This window comes from Lentzea sp. NPDC051213, from assembly GCF_044455585.1.
Taxonomy (GTDB): Bacteria; Actinomycetota; Actinomycetes; order Mycobacteriales; family Pseudonocardiaceae; genus Lentzea.
Window position 1 is genome coordinate 1 of record NZ_JBITEX010000013.1, and the last position, 13741, is coordinate 13741.

General features: G+C 68.8%; 15 protein-coding genes. 7 read left to right on the plus strand and 8 right to left on the minus strand.

The window, feature by feature from the left end:
- Positions 1 to 498: 498 nt before the first annotated feature.
- Positions 499 to 1992, minus strand: coding sequence for a 30S ribosomal protein S1 (gene rpsA, locus ACIA8G_RS41160; RefSeq protein ID WP_396424243.1), 1494 nt, complete (start codon positions 1990 to 1992; stop codon positions 499 to 501).
- 179 nt (positions 1993 to 2171) lie between these two features.
- On the opposite strand from rpsA, the gene ACIA8G_RS41165 reads away from it, so the two are divergent.
- The 5 genes from ACIA8G_RS41165 to ACIA8G_RS41185 all read left to right on the plus strand — a co-directional run bounded on the left by ACIA8G_RS41165 (position 2172) and on the right by ACIA8G_RS41185 (position 7094).
- Positions 2172 to 3005: a class I SAM-dependent methyltransferase gene (locus tag ACIA8G_RS41165; protein ID WP_396424244.1), complete on the plus strand. Its 834-nt coding sequence runs from the start codon at positions 2172 to 2174 to the stop codon at positions 3003 to 3005.
- A gap of 11 nt (positions 3006 to 3016) precedes the next feature.
- Complete coding sequence (locus ACIA8G_RS41170; protein ID WP_396424245.1) at positions 3017 to 3937, plus strand: GNAT family N-acetyltransferase; 921 nt, start codon at positions 3017 to 3019, stop codon at positions 3935 to 3937.
- 78 nt (positions 3938 to 4015) lie between these two features.
- A complete protein-coding gene (locus ACIA8G_RS41175; protein WP_396424246.1) occupies positions 4016 to 4645 on the plus strand; it encodes an ABC transporter ATP-binding protein in 630 nt (209 codons plus the stop codon).
- The gene (locus tag ACIA8G_RS41180; protein WP_396424247.1) at positions 4642 to 6522 is read left to right on the plus strand and encodes a YhgE/Pip family protein; all 1881 of its coding nucleotides are present in this window, start codon (positions 4642 to 4644) and stop codon (positions 6520 to 6522) included. Before ACIA8G_RS41175 ends, ACIA8G_RS41180 begins: the two co-directional genes overlap by 4 nt.
- Entirely contained in the window at positions 6519 to 7094 is a 576-nt protein-coding gene (locus ACIA8G_RS41185; protein WP_396424248.1) for a TetR/AcrR family transcriptional regulator, read from the plus strand. The genes ACIA8G_RS41180 and ACIA8G_RS41185 overlap by 4 nt, the downstream gene beginning before the upstream one ends.
- Here ACIA8G_RS41185 and ACIA8G_RS41190 read toward each other — a convergent pair.
- Together ACIA8G_RS41190 and ACIA8G_RS41195 are read right to left on the minus strand one after the other, a co-directional pair.
- The gene (locus tag ACIA8G_RS41190; RefSeq protein ID WP_396424249.1) at positions 7057 to 7659 is read right to left on the minus strand and encodes a DUF4328 domain-containing protein; all 603 of its coding nucleotides are present in this window, start codon (positions 7657 to 7659) and stop codon (positions 7057 to 7059) included. The genes ACIA8G_RS41185 and ACIA8G_RS41190 overlap by 38 nt on opposite strands.
- A gap of 63 nt (positions 7660 to 7722) precedes the next feature.
- Complete coding sequence (locus ACIA8G_RS41195; RefSeq protein WP_396424250.1) at positions 7723 to 8370, minus strand: DUF4328 domain-containing protein; 648 nt, start codon at positions 8368 to 8370, stop codon at positions 7723 to 7725.
- A gap of 122 nt (positions 8371 to 8492) precedes the next feature.
- Between ACIA8G_RS41195 and ACIA8G_RS41200 the strand changes: the two genes are divergently transcribed.
- A complete protein-coding gene (locus ACIA8G_RS41200) occupies positions 8493 to 8942 on the plus strand; it encodes a hypothetical protein (RefSeq protein WP_396424251.1) in 450 nt (149 codons plus the stop codon).
- A gap of 16 nt (positions 8943 to 8958) precedes the next feature.
- Here ACIA8G_RS41200 and ACIA8G_RS41205 read toward each other — a convergent pair whose 3' ends face one another.
- From ACIA8G_RS41205 to ACIA8G_RS41220, 4 genes are all read right to left on the minus strand, one after another.
- Positions 8959 to 9471 carry a hypothetical protein gene (locus ACIA8G_RS41205; RefSeq protein WP_396424252.1) on the minus strand — a complete coding sequence of 171 codons (513 nt, stop codon included), beginning with the start codon at positions 9469 to 9471 and terminating at the stop codon, positions 8959 to 8961.
- Positions 9468 to 10040: an AAA family ATPase gene (locus tag ACIA8G_RS41210; protein WP_396424253.1), complete on the minus strand. Its 573-nt coding sequence runs from the start codon at positions 10038 to 10040 to the stop codon at positions 9468 to 9470. Before ACIA8G_RS41210 ends, ACIA8G_RS41205 begins: the two co-directional genes overlap by 4 nt.
- Positions 10041 to 10128: 88 nt before the next feature.
- Complete coding sequence (locus ACIA8G_RS41215; RefSeq protein ID WP_396424254.1) at positions 10129 to 10332, minus strand: cold-shock protein; 204 nt, start codon at positions 10330 to 10332, stop codon at positions 10129 to 10131.
- Positions 10333 to 10505: 173 nt separating this feature from the next.
- On the minus strand, positions 10506 to 11027 hold the full coding sequence (locus ACIA8G_RS41220; RefSeq protein WP_396424255.1) for a hypothetical protein: 522 nt from the start codon (positions 11025 to 11027) through the stop codon (positions 10506 to 10508).
- Between the two features lie 139 nt (positions 11028 to 11166).
- Here ACIA8G_RS41220 and ACIA8G_RS41225 point away from each other — a divergent pair, with 139 nt between their 5' ends.
- Complete coding sequence (locus ACIA8G_RS41225) at positions 11167 to 12690, plus strand: hypothetical protein (RefSeq protein WP_396424256.1); 1524 nt, start codon at positions 11167 to 11169, stop codon at positions 12688 to 12690.
- Between the two features lies 1 nt (position 12691).
- On the opposite strand, the gene ACIA8G_RS41230 is transcribed toward ACIA8G_RS41225, so the two are convergent.
- A complete protein-coding gene (locus ACIA8G_RS41230) occupies positions 12692 to 13738 on the minus strand; it encodes a Gfo/Idh/MocA family protein (RefSeq protein WP_396424257.1) in 1047 nt (348 codons plus the stop codon).
- Between the last annotated feature and the right edge of the window lie 3 nt (positions 13739 to 13741).

Sequence of the window (13741 nt, forward strand, 5' to 3'; positions counted from 1 at the left end):
GACTCAACAAGTCCACCGAGCCGGAGTGCTCACCCACCAGCGGCCACCAGGCCGAGCCTGCCAGAACGACCGGCCCACCACTCATTAGCCGAGCCGAGCCGCCCTGCCCACGAAGTGGGCGCGGTGGTGGCTCCCCCGTCTAGCGCTCCGAAGCCTTTGCCGCGCCCGAGGGGTCAGGTCAAGTCGACACGCTCTTCGTCGACTTGACCTGACCCCTCGGGCGCGGCTGCCTCTGGCGCGCTAGACGGGGGAGCCACCACCGCAACGCAACCACCTACGAAACCGCAAGCCGCCCAACGCAACAGGCGTGCCATCAACCCGCTAACGGCGTGGACGGCTCCTTTGGGAGTGTCGGGGTCTGGGGCAGAGCCCCAGGAATCGAACCAGGAACCCGCCAACGCACCCAGGCCACCTACGGAACCAGCGCGACCAACGACAAAGGCCCCCGCACCCAAGGTGCGAGGGCCAAAGTCAGTCAGCTAGCAAGCTGAACCCAGCTCACATACCGCCGGAAAGCTTCTCCCGAAGCGCAGCAAGCTGCTCATCAGAGGCAAGCGTGCCACCGGACTGAGCCGGCGCCCCAACCGAGGTGGAAGCAGGAGCGTCGCCACCAGAGGTGTAGTTGCCCGCACCCTCGGCAGAAGCCTCTTCCTCGGCCTCGGCAGCCTTCTTGATCTGCTTCATGTGGGCCTCGTAACGAGTGTGGGCCTCAGCGTACTGACGCTCCCACTCCTCACGCTGCTTGTCGAAGCCGTCCTGCCACTCCTGGGTCTCCGGGTCGAAGCCCTCGGGGTAGATGTAGTTGCCCTGGTCGTCGTACTCGGCGGCCATGCCGTACTGGGTCGGGTCGAACTCGGTGTCGACCGTGAAGCCCTCGTTGGCCTGCTTGAGCGACAGCGAGATGCGGCGACGGTCGAGGTCGATGTCGATGACCTTGACCATGACGTCGTCGCCGACCTGGACGACCTGCTCCGGGATCTCCACGTGGCGCTCGGCCAGCTCGGAGATGTGGACCAGGCCCTCGATGCCCTCGTCCACGCGGACGAACGCACCGAACGGAACCAGCTTGGTGACCTTGCCCGGCACGATCTGACCGATCGCGTGGGTGCGGGCGAACTGGCGCCACGGGTCTTCCTGGGTCGCCTTCAGCGACAGGGAGACGCGCTCGCGCTCCATGTCGACGTCGAGGACCTCGACGGTGACTTCCTGGCCGACCTCGACAACCTCGGACGGGTGGTCGATGTGCTTCCAGGACAGCTCCGAGACGTGGACGAGACCGTCGACGCCACCCAGGTCCACGAAGGCACCGAAGTTGACGATCGAGGACACGACGCCCTTGCGGACCTGGCCCTTCTGCAGCTGGTTGAGGAACTCGCTGCGGACCTCGGACTGGGTCTGCTCGAGCCACGCGCGGCGGGACAGGACCACGTTGTTGCGGTTCTTGTCCAGCTCGATGATCTTGGCCTCGAGCTCGCGGCCGACGTACGGCTGGAGGTCGCGGACGCGACGCATCTCGACGAGCGAGGCGGGGAGGAAGCCGCGGAGGCCGATGTCCAGGATGAGACCACCCTTGACGACCTCGATGACCGTGCCCTTGACGGGCTCGTCCTTCTCCTTGAGGGCCTCGATGGTGCCCCACGCCCGCTCGTACTGAGCGCGCTTCTTGGAGAGGATCAGACGGCCTTCCTTGTCCTCCTTCTGGAGAACAAGCGCCTCGACCTCGTCACCGACCTTGACGACCTCGTTGGGGTCGACGTCGTGCTTGATCGACAGTTCGCGCGAGGGGATGACGCCCTCGGTCTTGTAGCCGATGTCGAGCAGGACCTCGTCCCGGTCGACCTTGACGATGGTGCCTTCGACGATGTCGCCATCGTTGAAGTACTTGATCGTCTTGTCGATAGCTGCGAGGAAGTCCTCCTCCGTCCCGATGTCGTTGATCGCGACCTGCTTGGGAGCAGCGGCAACGGGGGCGGTGGTGGTGTCGGTGGACATTAGGTAGGTGGCTCCGGTACGGATTGGCATTATTGGCTGGTAGTGGTGCGCGCGCAGCGTCGCAGAGACCTTGAATCCCGACAGTTCTGGATCATGGGCAGCACTAACCCACTACGCACGCGATATCGTACGCGGCCGCGAGACGCGCAAGCAAACCAGCCCCCATGTGAAGGAGCAGTGTGTCCAACCAGCACGCGAGCGCGGAGCAAGCGCTCGGCACGACCGGCATCGTCAAGCGCGGGGCCGACGCCGCCGAGTCACGCGTGGCGAACCGAATCTGGTGGGACGCGGACGCCGACGACTACCACGAGACGCACGGCGACTTCCTGGGCGCGGCGGACTTCGTCTGGTGCCCGGAGGGGCTGCGCGAGGAAGACACCCGGTTCCTGGGTGAAGTCGCTGGTCAGAGCGTCCTGGAGATCGGCTGCGGCAGCGCGATGTGCGCCCGCTGGCTCGCCACGCAGAAGGCAGTCGTCACCGCTCTGGACATCTCCGAAGGCATGCTCCGGCACGCCCGCGAGAACAACGACAAGACCGGCATCCAGGTGCCTCTCGTCCAGGCGAGCGCTGATCAACTTCCGTTCCGGGCCAACGCCTTCGACGCCGCCTGCTCGGCGTTCGGGGCAGTGCCGTTCGTCGCGAACGTCCAGGAAGTCTTCAGCGAGGTCGCCCGCGTGCTGCGGCCCGGTTCCCCCTGGGTGTTCGCGGTGAACCACCCGATGCGCTGGATCTTCCCGGACGATCCGGGCCCGCTCGGCCTCACGGTCACCCAGTCGTACTTCGACCGGACCCCGTACGTGGAGGTCGACGGCGAGGGCCACGCCACCTACGTCGAGCACCACCGCACGCTCGGCGACTACCTGCGCGCCCTCACGAACACCGGCTTCGTGCTCCAAGACCTCGTCGAGCCCGAGTGGCCGAAGGGCCACACCCGCGTCTGGGGCCAGTGGAGCCCGCTGCGCGGCAAGCTCTTCCCCGGCACCGCGATCTTCCGCGCGCGCCTGACGTCGTAACCTAACCGCCCATGACCTCGGCACGCGGACTAGTTGCGGCCCAGTCAGCACGTTTCGCTTCACTGGACCCGCTACTCCCGCCCGCCGTAGAACCGCCGACGGACGGTCACGTCATCACGGCGGCACTCGCGGACGGCACCCGCGTGGCCGGGGTCATCAGCCACCAGACGTTCGAGCCGCACTCCACGACCCGGCTGTGGTCGGCGGCCGAGGTGTGGGAGCTGCTGCCGCTGGTCGGCACCACGCAGGGCATGGACGCGTTGCTGACGCGGTGGCGCAAGCACCTCGACACGCAGGAGCTAGGCGAGGACACCGCGTGCGTGCTGCACTGGCCGAGTCGTGACACGAAGGCCGCACGGGCGTTGCTCGACCACGGCCTGGTGCCGCTGTCCGTGCTCAGCATCAGGCTGAAGACTCCCCCGCCACGCGTCCCGCGCACGCTCACGATCCGCCGCGCCACCCCGCACGACCTCGAAACCGTCGTGGAGCTGTCGCTCGCGGAGCTGGAGTACTCCTCCTACGTCGGCTCGACGATCGTGCGCCCGGAAGCGCCGGCCCTCAAACGCCGTGCGCTCGCCGAACGCCTCACCAACGCGAGCCCCATCTGGCTCGCGGAACGCGACGGCATCGCGGTGGCGCTCGCCGAGTGCGCGATCGTGTCGTCCGAACCGGGCACCAACGCGGCGATGCGGCTGCCGCGCGGCCGCTGGGGTTACGTGAACTGCGTCTCCGTCCTGCCCGGCGCGCGCGGGACCGGCATCGGCCAGCAGCTCGTCGCCTACGCCCACCAGGAACTTCACCGGATGGGCGCGGTCGGCACGTACCTCTACTACAACCCGCCGAACCCGCTGAGCTCGGTGTTCTGGCCGCGTCAGGGCTACCGGCCGCTGTGGACCGTGTGGGAAGTACGCCCCGCCTCCGCCCTTAGGTGACCAATGTCCGAGTTGCCACGCGGACACGTCTGCGGGAGAATTTGTACTGACCGGTCAGTTTAAACGGAAGGTAAAGGCGTGGAGATCCGTGCGCAACGCGCAGGCGTCAACGGGGCTCATGGTCCCCTGCTCCGGCCGACTTCGCTGACCGTGCGACCGGGCGAGCTGACGCTGGTCGCGGGCGAGCCCGGCACCGGTCACACGGCACTCGGCCTGCTGCTCTCCGGCCGGATGAAGCCCTCCACGGGCACGGTCTCGCCGGACCCCCGGACGCTGCGCAAGCAGGTCGTCCTGATCGACGCCCCCGAGGTCAACGAGCCGGAGGACGCGCTGACCCTGGCCGCCGTCGTCGGCGAGGAGCTCGCGATGAACGGCAAGTCGTCCGGCAAGAAGGCGGTGCACGACTGGTTGGTGGAGCACGCCGCCGACGAGCACGCGGCCAAGCGCTTCGAGCACGTGCCGGCGCAGACCCGGTGTTCCGTGCTGCTCGAACTGGCCGCCGCCCGCCCCGGCATGACGGCGCTCGTCCTCGACTGCCCGGACCGCTACCACCCCGACCCGCGCGAGTGGTTCGCCTTGGCGCAGAACTACGTGACCCCTGAACGGTCCGTGGTCGCCCTGTGCTCGAACACCTCCGCCCACATCCTCGACATCCCGCACGCGCGCCTTGGTGAGGACAACGACACCAAGATGGAGATCACCGCATGAGCGCCCTTCGCATGGCCTTCAACGAACTTCGCCGGATCACCTCCGGCACGCTGCCCCGGCTCGCCGTGCTGGCACTGGCGCTCGTGCCGCTGCTGTACGCGTCGCTCTACCTGTACGCCAACAAAGATCCGTACGCGAACCTCAACCAGGTCCCCGCCGCGCTCGTCGTCAAGGACAAGGGCGCCAAGGACCTCAACGCCGGCAAGGAGGTCGCCGACGAGCTGCTCAACGGCAAGAAGTTCAACTGGCACGTCGTCGACGACACGGACGCCGCCGAGGGCGTGCGCAAGGGCAAGTACATCTTCGCTCTGACGCTGCCGGAGGACTTCTCCGACGCGCTCACCTCGCCGGAGGACTTCAAGCCGCGCCAAGGCGTGCTGACGCTGACGACCAACGACGCCAACAACTACCTGGGCAGCACGATCGCGAACCAGGTCGTCTCCGAGGTGCGCCGGGCGGTCACCGCGAAGGTTTCCACCGAGGCCGCGGACAGGCTGCTGCTCGGCTTCTCCACGATCCGCCAGGAGACCGCCAAGGCCGTCGAGGGCGCCACCAAGCTCGCCGACGGCAACGCGCAGCTGCGCGACAAGCTGGCCGAACTCGACAAGGGCGTCCAGCAGCTCTCCACCGGTGCCACACAGCTCAGCGACGGCACGCGCGAGCTCCGTTCGCAGACCGCCCAGCTGCCCGACGGCGCGAAGAAGATCGCTGACGGGGCGCGCCAGGTCGCCAACGGCAACGAGACCGCCGCGACCCAGGCCGATGAGTACGCGAAGAAGGCCCAGGCCCTCGTCGGCGTGCTCGACCAGGCCAACGGTGACATCGCGAACCGGTTGCGAGCCTCGGGCTTCACCGAGGAGCAGGTGCAGCACGTGCTGACCACGCTCGGTCAGGTCCGCAAGCCGGTGGACGACGCCAACGGCAAGGTCCAGGGTGCCTCCGGCGACCTGCGCAAGCTCGCGACCGGCGCGGACCAGGTCGCCGACGGCGCCGAGCAGCTCTCGGCGAAGATGCCCGGCCTGGCCGCGGGCATCGTCAGGCTCGACGACGGCGCCACGAAGCTCCGCGACGGCCTGCGGACGGCCGCGACCGGCACACCGCAGCTCCACGACGGCGCGGCCAAGCTCGCGGACGGTTCCGCGGAACTGCGCGACGGGCTGAACGGCGGCGTGAACAAGATCCCCAACGCCGACGACCCGACCCGCGCGGCCATCGCGCAGGCGATCGGCGACCCGGTCGCGGTGCAGAGCCTGTCCCAGACCAAGGCCGCCACGTACGGCGCGGGCCTCGCCCCGTTCTTCCTCGGCCTGGCGACGTGGATCGGCGCGTTCGTGCTGTTCCTGCTGCTCAGGCCGCTGTCACGGCGTGCGCTGGCTGCCGGCCAGTCCGCGCTGCGGGTGGCGCTGGGCGGGTGGCTGCCTGGTGCGCTGCTCGGCGTCGTGCAGGTGCTGGTGATGTTCTCGGTGGTGCGGTTCGTGGTGGACATCGAGCCGTCGAACCCCTTCGGCACGTTCGGGTTCCTCGTGCTGATGTCACTGACGTTCGTGGCGATCCTGCACGCGCTGAACGCGGCGTTCGGCGCAGTCGGCAAGTTCCTCGGTCTGATCCTGCTGATCCTTCAACTCGTCAGCGCGGGCGGCACGTTCCCTTGGCAGACCATCCCGGTGCCGCTGTATCCGCTGCACTACGGCCTGCCGATGGGCTACGCGGTCGACGGCCTGCGCCACCTCATGTACGGCGGTGACCTCGGCAGCGTGGGACGGGACGCTTTGATCCTTCTCGCCTGGCTGCTCGGGGCCCTAGCCTTGTCGTCCGTGGCGGCCTACAAGCAGCGCGTGTGGACACCCTCGAAGCTCAAGCCGGAGCTGGTCCTGTGAGCGCGCGAACCACGGCGACCAAGCAGAAGCTCTTCGACGCGGCGTTGAAGCTGGTCGGCGAACGGGGCGCGGCCTCGGTCACGGTCGACGAGATCGCCGCGGAGGCCGGCGTCGCCAAGGGCACCATCTACTACAACTTCGCCTCGAAGGACGCCCTGGTCGAGGCCCTGCTGCGGCACGGGGTGGAGATCCTCGCCGTCCGGCTGCGGTCGGCCGAGGGCTCGGAGGACTCGCTGGAGGCGCTGGTCGACGAGATGCTCGGCTTCTGGGCCGAGTACCCGGCGTTCGGCCAGCTGCTGGTCTCCGAGCTGTGGCGCACACCCGGCCAGTGGCACGGCACGCTGTCGCTGCTGCGCGACGACATCGTCTCGATCGTGCGCGGTCAGATGAAGCGCCTGGCCGACGCGGGCCGGCTCCCCGACGGAGTCGAGGTCGGCACCGCGTCGGCGGCGTTGTTCGGCACCCTGCTCGTGATCGCGCTCGACTGGCAGGTGTTCCAGCCGGAGCGGTCGCGGGCGGAGGTGCGCGAGTCGGTCATGCTGCTGGTGCGGGGAATGCGTTCTGCTCGTTGATCTGCATGTCGTTCACCTGACGGATCACCCGCGCGCCCAGCACCGCGGCCACGACCGACAGCAGCGCGGAGATCGTGGCGAACACCGCGACCTCGAACGCGTACTTCGGAGGCAGGGTCAGCGACACGTTCGAGAAGAGGAAGCAGAGCCACCACAGCAGGATCAAGCCGCTGGGCTCACGCTGCCGCAGGCCGATCATCGGCTGTGACCGGTCCGATCCACGCCAGATGTCCTGCATCACGGCGTACGGGATGTACAGGTTCGCGATCGGGATGAACCAGCCGAGGTACACCCACAGCTTTGCGAAGCGGCTCTGGTGCGGAGACGTGATGGTGTCGGCGTTGAGCCGCGCGTGGTGCATCCAGACCATGAAGGTGATCGCCGCGACGACGAACGCCACCAGCCAGATCCACGAGAGCGCGGCGGCCACCGCGGCGCCGAGCGGCGTGTACTGATCGGCATCGACCGTGAGCCACCCCAGGACCGCGACCAGGACCTTGACCCCGGCCACGATTCCAATCAGGACGGTCGCCGCCAGCCCGGCCCCGTGCACGGGTCTGAGCACACCGTTGTCCACTTGAAACCCCCGAAGACGCAGCTCCCCGACGTCGGCGGGGAGCGTACAGCCTCATGCTCCCGCGTGGGACGCGTTCTGCTCGTTGACGGAGTGCTGGGCGTCGTTGAGCGTCCGGATGATCCGGATCGCGAGCACCGCGGCCGCGACGGTCGCCAGCGTGGAGAACGTCGACCACACCGCGAAGTCCAGCTGGATCCTGCCGCCGACGTAGGCCAGCACGAACGACGCGATCCAGCAGGACCACCACGCGGTGACGAGGGTGCTCTTGGGCCTCAGCTGCAGCGCCAGCGTGCCCTGACTGCGGTCCGACGCACGCCAGATGTCCTGCATCACGGCGAACGGGACGAACAGGTTCACGAACGGGATGAGCCACCCGACGATCGTCCACATCGGTGCCCACTTGTGCTGGTGCTTGGACGCGGTGGCGTGGGAGTTGAGCCGTGCCCAGTACATCCACACCATGAACGTGATGCCCGCCAGCACATAGGCGACCAGCCACACCCACAACATCATCAGCAGCACCGCCTGCGCCGCCGTTACCGCTGTCTCGGACGCTTTGCCCAGCTCGTACTCGACCAGCACCTGGCCCACGGTCCAGTCCAGGACCGTGTTCACGATGTCGATGGCCGTCGTGATGATGATCAAAATGATCGCCGCGGTCCCGATCCCGCGCACGGGTCTGAAAGCCTCATTGCTCATTGCGAATACCCCCAGGCAAAGGTGCGTCCCCCGACGTCGGCGCGGAGCGTACAGCCTCAACGCCCGATCGAGCGATACCTTTGGTCGTGCGGGGCTAAACGGCTGCCGGTACCAACGATGACATGCCGAAACTTCTGAGCCTCGCCGCCGCACTGCTCGCCTGCGTCACCCTCACGACGGCCCCGGCGCTCGCAGCCGAGCCCGTGAAGGCCACCGCCGACTTCCAGGAGAAGCTGTTCTCCCCGGTCGACGGCACCCTCGACTTCGAGGAGACGGCCGACGGCATCAAGGTCACCGGTGTGTTCCAGAAGGGCTTCGCCTCCGAGCGGCCGACCGACTACCAGCTGCTGGTCCTCGACAACGCGACCGTGATCGTGGACTTCAGCGAGGCGTTCCAGGAGGTCGCCGAGATCGAGTCGGCCGAGGTCGCGGAGTTCGAGTTCACCACGAAGACCAAGAAGAAGATCGCCGACATCCGCAACGAGGACGTCGTGGTCCGCCAGCTCGTGGACGTGGCGGCGGGCATCAAGGTCCAGGCGGAGATCGGCCGGGCCAAGATCCAGAAGGGCTGACCTTCAGGCGCAAGTTTCAGCGGGCGTCCTCGTGGTGCAGCGAGGGCGCCCGCCCGTCCAACGCCCGTTCGACCGCCTTCAGCACGGCCTCGCGGATGTGCCGCGCCGCGTCGTGCGCGGAGTAGCCCAGCAACACCTGCTGCGTCGGGTGCGGGAGCACCGGATCCGGCACCGGCTGATGCGTGTGCACCTCCACCACCGGCGCGCCTTCTGCCAGAAGGTGCTGCACGGCTCTGAGCACGTCGTTGCGGTAGCTGTCGTGCACCCACGCCACCAGCAGGTTCACCTGACGGCCCTGCAGCTCGTCCTCGACCTCCGACGCGAGCTGCACGGGATCGGCCCAGTCCGCCTTGACCCAGGTCGGCCGGTGTCCCCGGCGGATCGAGGCCCGCGCCGCCCGGCCAGGCCCGTCATCGGCCATCAGCGGCTGCGTTCGCGACGGCAGCACCACCTGCCACCCGTCCGCCACGAGTCGTTGCGCACATCCGGACAACATCCCGGTCCCACCGAGCACCAGCGCCGTTCTCACCGAGCACGCTCCTCCCCGACCGAGGCCAGCGGCCCTGCCAGCCACCGTTCCACCTGGGCCTGCCCGGACAACCGCACGACCACGACCTGGTCGACCAGGGCCAGCACCCTGGTGCGGCTGCGCCGGTACGTCTTCCAGCCCCACCGCAGGATGTGCTCGGAGTCGGTGAACGCCGACCACAACGACGGCTCCTGGTTACCGTTCCACAACTCCACCCGCCGTGCGCGACGTCTGATCGTGCGAATCACCAGCCGCCCCATCACCATCGAGAACGGGTGATCGAGCCACACCAGCGTGTCCGCGCGCGCCAGCAACTCCCGGCGCACCTCGTTGTACTGGAACTCGGTGACCCAGCGGGTCTCCTCGGCGAACGCCGCCACCTCGGCGCGGAACTCCGGCCTGGGCGTCCACTGTGGACCCCAGTAGAGGCTGTCGAGCTCGACCCGCCTCAGGTCACGGCTTTCGGCGATGCGCCGGCAGAGCGTCGACTTGCCGGATCCGGCGTTGCCGGCGACGAGGATGCGCCGGGGCACGTGCGGCAGCGGATCGGCTGGTCCGAGCAACGGCATCGGCACAGGCTAACGAAAACCCAATGATCACAACACGAACGAAGGGCCCCCGGGAAATCCCGGGGGCCCTGCGTCAGCTAACCAAACGTCAGAGAGCGTTGACGTTCGTGGCCTGCGGGCCCTTCTGGCCCTGCGTGATGTCGAACGAGACCTTCTGGTTCTCCTCGAGGCTGCGGTAGCCGCCGCCGTTGAGGGCCGAGTAGTGAACGAAGACGTCAGCGCCGCCGTCCTCGGGGGCGATGAAGCCGAAGCCCTTTTCGGCGTTGAACCACTTGACGGTGCCGTTTGCCATGTACTTACTGCTCCTTCAATGCTGTAGAGCGGCCGCACTGTGCGACTGCCCCGTGGTTGGTCGTGAGCCGACCTCTCCAACCGCAAAGAAGGAGACGTGCCCGCAACTGGAGTTCAGCGAGCGTGAGAAGACACGAACACAAAACTGCAACCGATTGGACAGTCTAGCGCATGTCAGCCACGTCGCCCACGTGACTGTGGCACAGCGAACCTCTGCTGCATCGCCGAGACCCGCCAGATCAGGAAGCACGCGAACCCGGCCGCCCCGACCGCGCACACGGTGGACAGCGTCGAGAACACGACGTAGGCCGGTCCGTCCAGCATCAGGGTCTCCAGCAGGTCGAACAGCACCATCGCGAGGAACGTGTACTGCCACGGCCTGATCAACGGGCTCGTCGTCCGCTCCTTGAACGGCACCTCGCGCTGGCCGGGGTCGCTCGCCCGCCACACGTCCGCCATCAGCCGGACGCCGTGCAGCGCGATCGCCTCGGCGTTGTGGGTGACGTTGCGGAACCAAACGATGAACCCCACCGCGGCGGGCACCATCAGCAGCTGGGCGATGAAACTCCAGGTCGGCGACCCGCCCTGCCAGTCGTTGACCGTGCCCCACACGGACATGGCCGTGACGAGCACGATCAGGCCCTGGCTCACGTGGCCAGTCAGCCGGACATCCCTCAGGTCGATGTAGGCGCTCAACGCACAACCCCCGAAAAGAACGGACCTGGCCGGGGAGGGTACTCGGCAGCGACGGGTGCCGCCCGAGCCCCGCCGTCCATGCGCTGATCTGGCACTCGCCCGTGTCACGGCCGTGATCGCGGCACCGCAGGCTGTACCCATGCGAACCGGGGGGTTTCTGCGCTGGGTGGCACATCCGCTGACCGTGGGGGCCACGGCGGTGCTGCTGCTCAACGACCACGTGTTCAAGCAGGCGTGGCCCGGCCTCGTCACCGGCAAGCTCAGCGACGTGGCCGGGCTGGTGGTGGCACCGCCGGTGCTCGGGCTGCTGTCCGGCCTGTTCCTGGCCGGCCGGATCGGCGCCGCCGCGGCGGTGCTGCTGACCGGCGCCGGATTCGCGCTGGTCAAGCTGACCCCCGCGGGCGCAGAGGTCGCCTCGGCGGCGTGGTCGGTCGTCAACGGGCCCTCGGCCGTCCTGGCTGATCCGACCGACCTGGTCGCGCTGCCCGCGCTCGGCGCCGCGTGGTGGGCCTGGAGCCGGGTGGCGGCGGCCCCGCCGCTGCCGGACGGCCTGGTTCGCCGGGTGCGGGTGCTGGTCGCGGTGCCGTTCGCGGTGCTGGCGATCACCGCGACCTCGGCGCCACTCGACACGACCCAGTCGGTCGACTCCGTGAAAGGCCTGGACGAGACCGGCGCGCAGGTGAAGATCGAGGCGTACGGGCGGTCCTACGTCTCCCGATCGGGCGTTGGCGACTGGACGCCGCTGGCGGAGACGCCGCCCGAGCAGCGATCAAAGCGCCAGACGCGCGACGAGGCCTGCGTGCCCGGCGACGCCGCACACTGCTACCGGGTGCACGGCGGTGGTGGTGCCCTCGGCTCCTACGGGACACCGCCGCGCGGTGGTCGCCTGCTCGGCGTCGACGAAACGACCGACGCCGGTCAGACCTGGCGCACCGCCTGGGAGGTGCCCGCCACCCGGTGGCCGTTCGTCCTGCGCCAGCACCCGTTTCCCGGCGACATCGAGCGCCCGTCCAAGGTGGCCAGCGTGGACGTCCTGGTCCGCGCCGTCCCGGGTGGACACGAGGTGATCGTGGCCAACGGCGTGGAAGGGCTGGCGGTCCGCGGTGCCGACGGCGCCTGGCGCCGCGTGCCGGTCGTGGTCACGGACACCGGGCTGGACATCCGGCCGGCCCCGCTCACCGGCTTCGGCCAGGTGATCGGCAGAGAGGTCAGCATCGCCGGGCTGATCATCCTGCTCGCCCTGCTGATCGGGATCGCGATGGCGGCCGGCAGTGCCGGTGTCCGGTTCGCGGGCGGGATCGCCGTGCTGCTGCCCGTCGGCCTTCTCCTCCTGATGGACCTCCCGATCAGCGGCATGGTGGCGTTCTTCACCTCGGACTCCGGGTCGTCGACCGGGCCCTGGCTGGTGCTCACACTGTGCCTGGTCGGCGTCGGCACCGTGCTCACGTTGATTCCGGGGGTACTGCCCCGGCCGCGCATGGCGGTGGTCGCCGCCGCGGCGGTGCTGACCGGACTGGCGTTCATCGGACCCGTGCTCGGCTGGACCCTGGGTCACCCGCAGGAGCGCGCCCCCGCACTCCAGCTCGGGGCGCTGCTCGCGGCAGTGTGCATGGGCGGGGTCTTCGCGGCCGGCTGGTGGGCGGGCCGGCGACCGGCGAGCTGACCTACCTGCCGAAACCGCATCCCAGCTCGCCGAACGTCGCGATCTTCTCCGCGGCCCGCACGACGACCTCGTCGATTCCGTCCAGCACCACCCGGTCACCGTCGCGGCGGGCGGGCAGCAGCGGTACGTCGGCCTTCGCGCAGGACTCGACGACGGACGTGAACGCCCGTGCGGCCGCCAGCGGTGAAACCAGGGGTTCGCCGGTCTGCCGGTGCCTGATCAGGTTCTCCAGCAGATCGACGGGAGGCGCCACGGCCATCTTGTGATCGTTCACGGTCAGCCTGTCGTCGTCGTACCACCACACGGCCTGCCCCAGCGAGCCGTGCACCAGCACGACCGGTGGCAACGATGTCTGCGCGCACAGCGTTGCGGCCACCACGACCGGCGGCGCACCGTCAGCGGTGATCCGGACGCACGCGGTGTCGTCGGCGGTGATCGTGTCCCGGCACCGGAACAGTTCCATTTCGACGTTGATGTCCGTGCGTTCCTCGACGTCGGCGAGCAGCAGTGCGTTCTGCAGTGCGTGCGCGAACGGGTTCACCAGCGTGCCGTCCTCGCCGTGCCGACCGGCCCAGCTCGCGCGCGAGTAGTAGGAGTCCGAGCGCACCCACCGGCCGGCGGCGCCGATGCCCGAGATGTCGCCCAGCGCGCCCGACCCGATCAACGTGCAAAGCCGCCGGTACGAGCCAGTGCCCTGCGTCTGGAACCCGACCTGGCACACCAGGCCGCGCGCGGCGGCGGCCGCGGCGATCTCGTCGAAGTCCGCCACGGTCAACAGCGCCGGCTTCTCCACCAGCACGTCGCAGCCCAGCGCGAAGGCCGACAGCACCAGGTCCCGGTGGGTCGACGGCGGCGAGGAGATCACCACGATCTCTGGGTGCAGCTCGGCGGCCAGCGAGGGCAGATCGGGGTAGGACGGCACCGGCACGTCGACGTCGGCCACGTCGCAGACCCCGACGAAGGTGGCGACCCCGTCGTGGCCGAGCCGGAGCAGGTTCTCCACGTGCCGCGCCCCATGCCCACGTGCACCGACCAGCGCAACGCGCATCGT

Coding starts and splice junctions, on each gene's coding strand:
- ACIA8G_RS41210 (WP_396424253.1), bottom strand. CDS start 10,040: ATGCCGTTGCTCGGACCAGCCGATCCGCTGCCGCACGTGCCCCGGCGC.
- ACIA8G_RS41200 (WP_396424251.1), top strand. CDS start 8,493: ATGCCGAAACTTCTGAGCCTCGCCGCCGCACTGCTCGCCTGCGTCACC.
- ACIA8G_RS41230 (WP_396424257.1), bottom strand. CDS start 13,738: ATGCGCGTTGCGCTGGTCGGTGCACGTGGGCATGGGGCGCGGCACGTG.
- ACIA8G_RS41225 (WP_396424256.1), top strand. CDS start 11,167: ATGCGAACCGGGGGGTTTCTGCGCTGGGTGGCACATCCGCTGACCGTG.
- ACIA8G_RS41195 (WP_396424250.1), bottom strand. CDS start 8,370: ATGAGCAATGAGGCTTTCAGACCCGTGCGCGGGATCGGGACCGCGGCG.
- ACIA8G_RS41170 (WP_396424245.1), top strand. CDS start 3,017: ATGACCTCGGCACGCGGACTAGTTGCGGCCCAGTCAGCACGTTTCGCT.
- ACIA8G_RS41180 (WP_396424247.1), top strand. CDS start 4,642: ATGAGCGCCCTTCGCATGGCCTTCAACGAACTTCGCCGGATCACCTCC.
- rpsA (WP_396424243.1), bottom strand. CDS start 1,992: ATGTCCACCGACACCACCACCGCCCCCGTTGCCGCTGCTCCCAAGCAG.
- ACIA8G_RS41215 (WP_396424254.1), bottom strand. CDS start 10,332: ATGGCAAACGGCACCGTCAAGTGGTTCAACGCCGAAAAGGGCTTCGGC.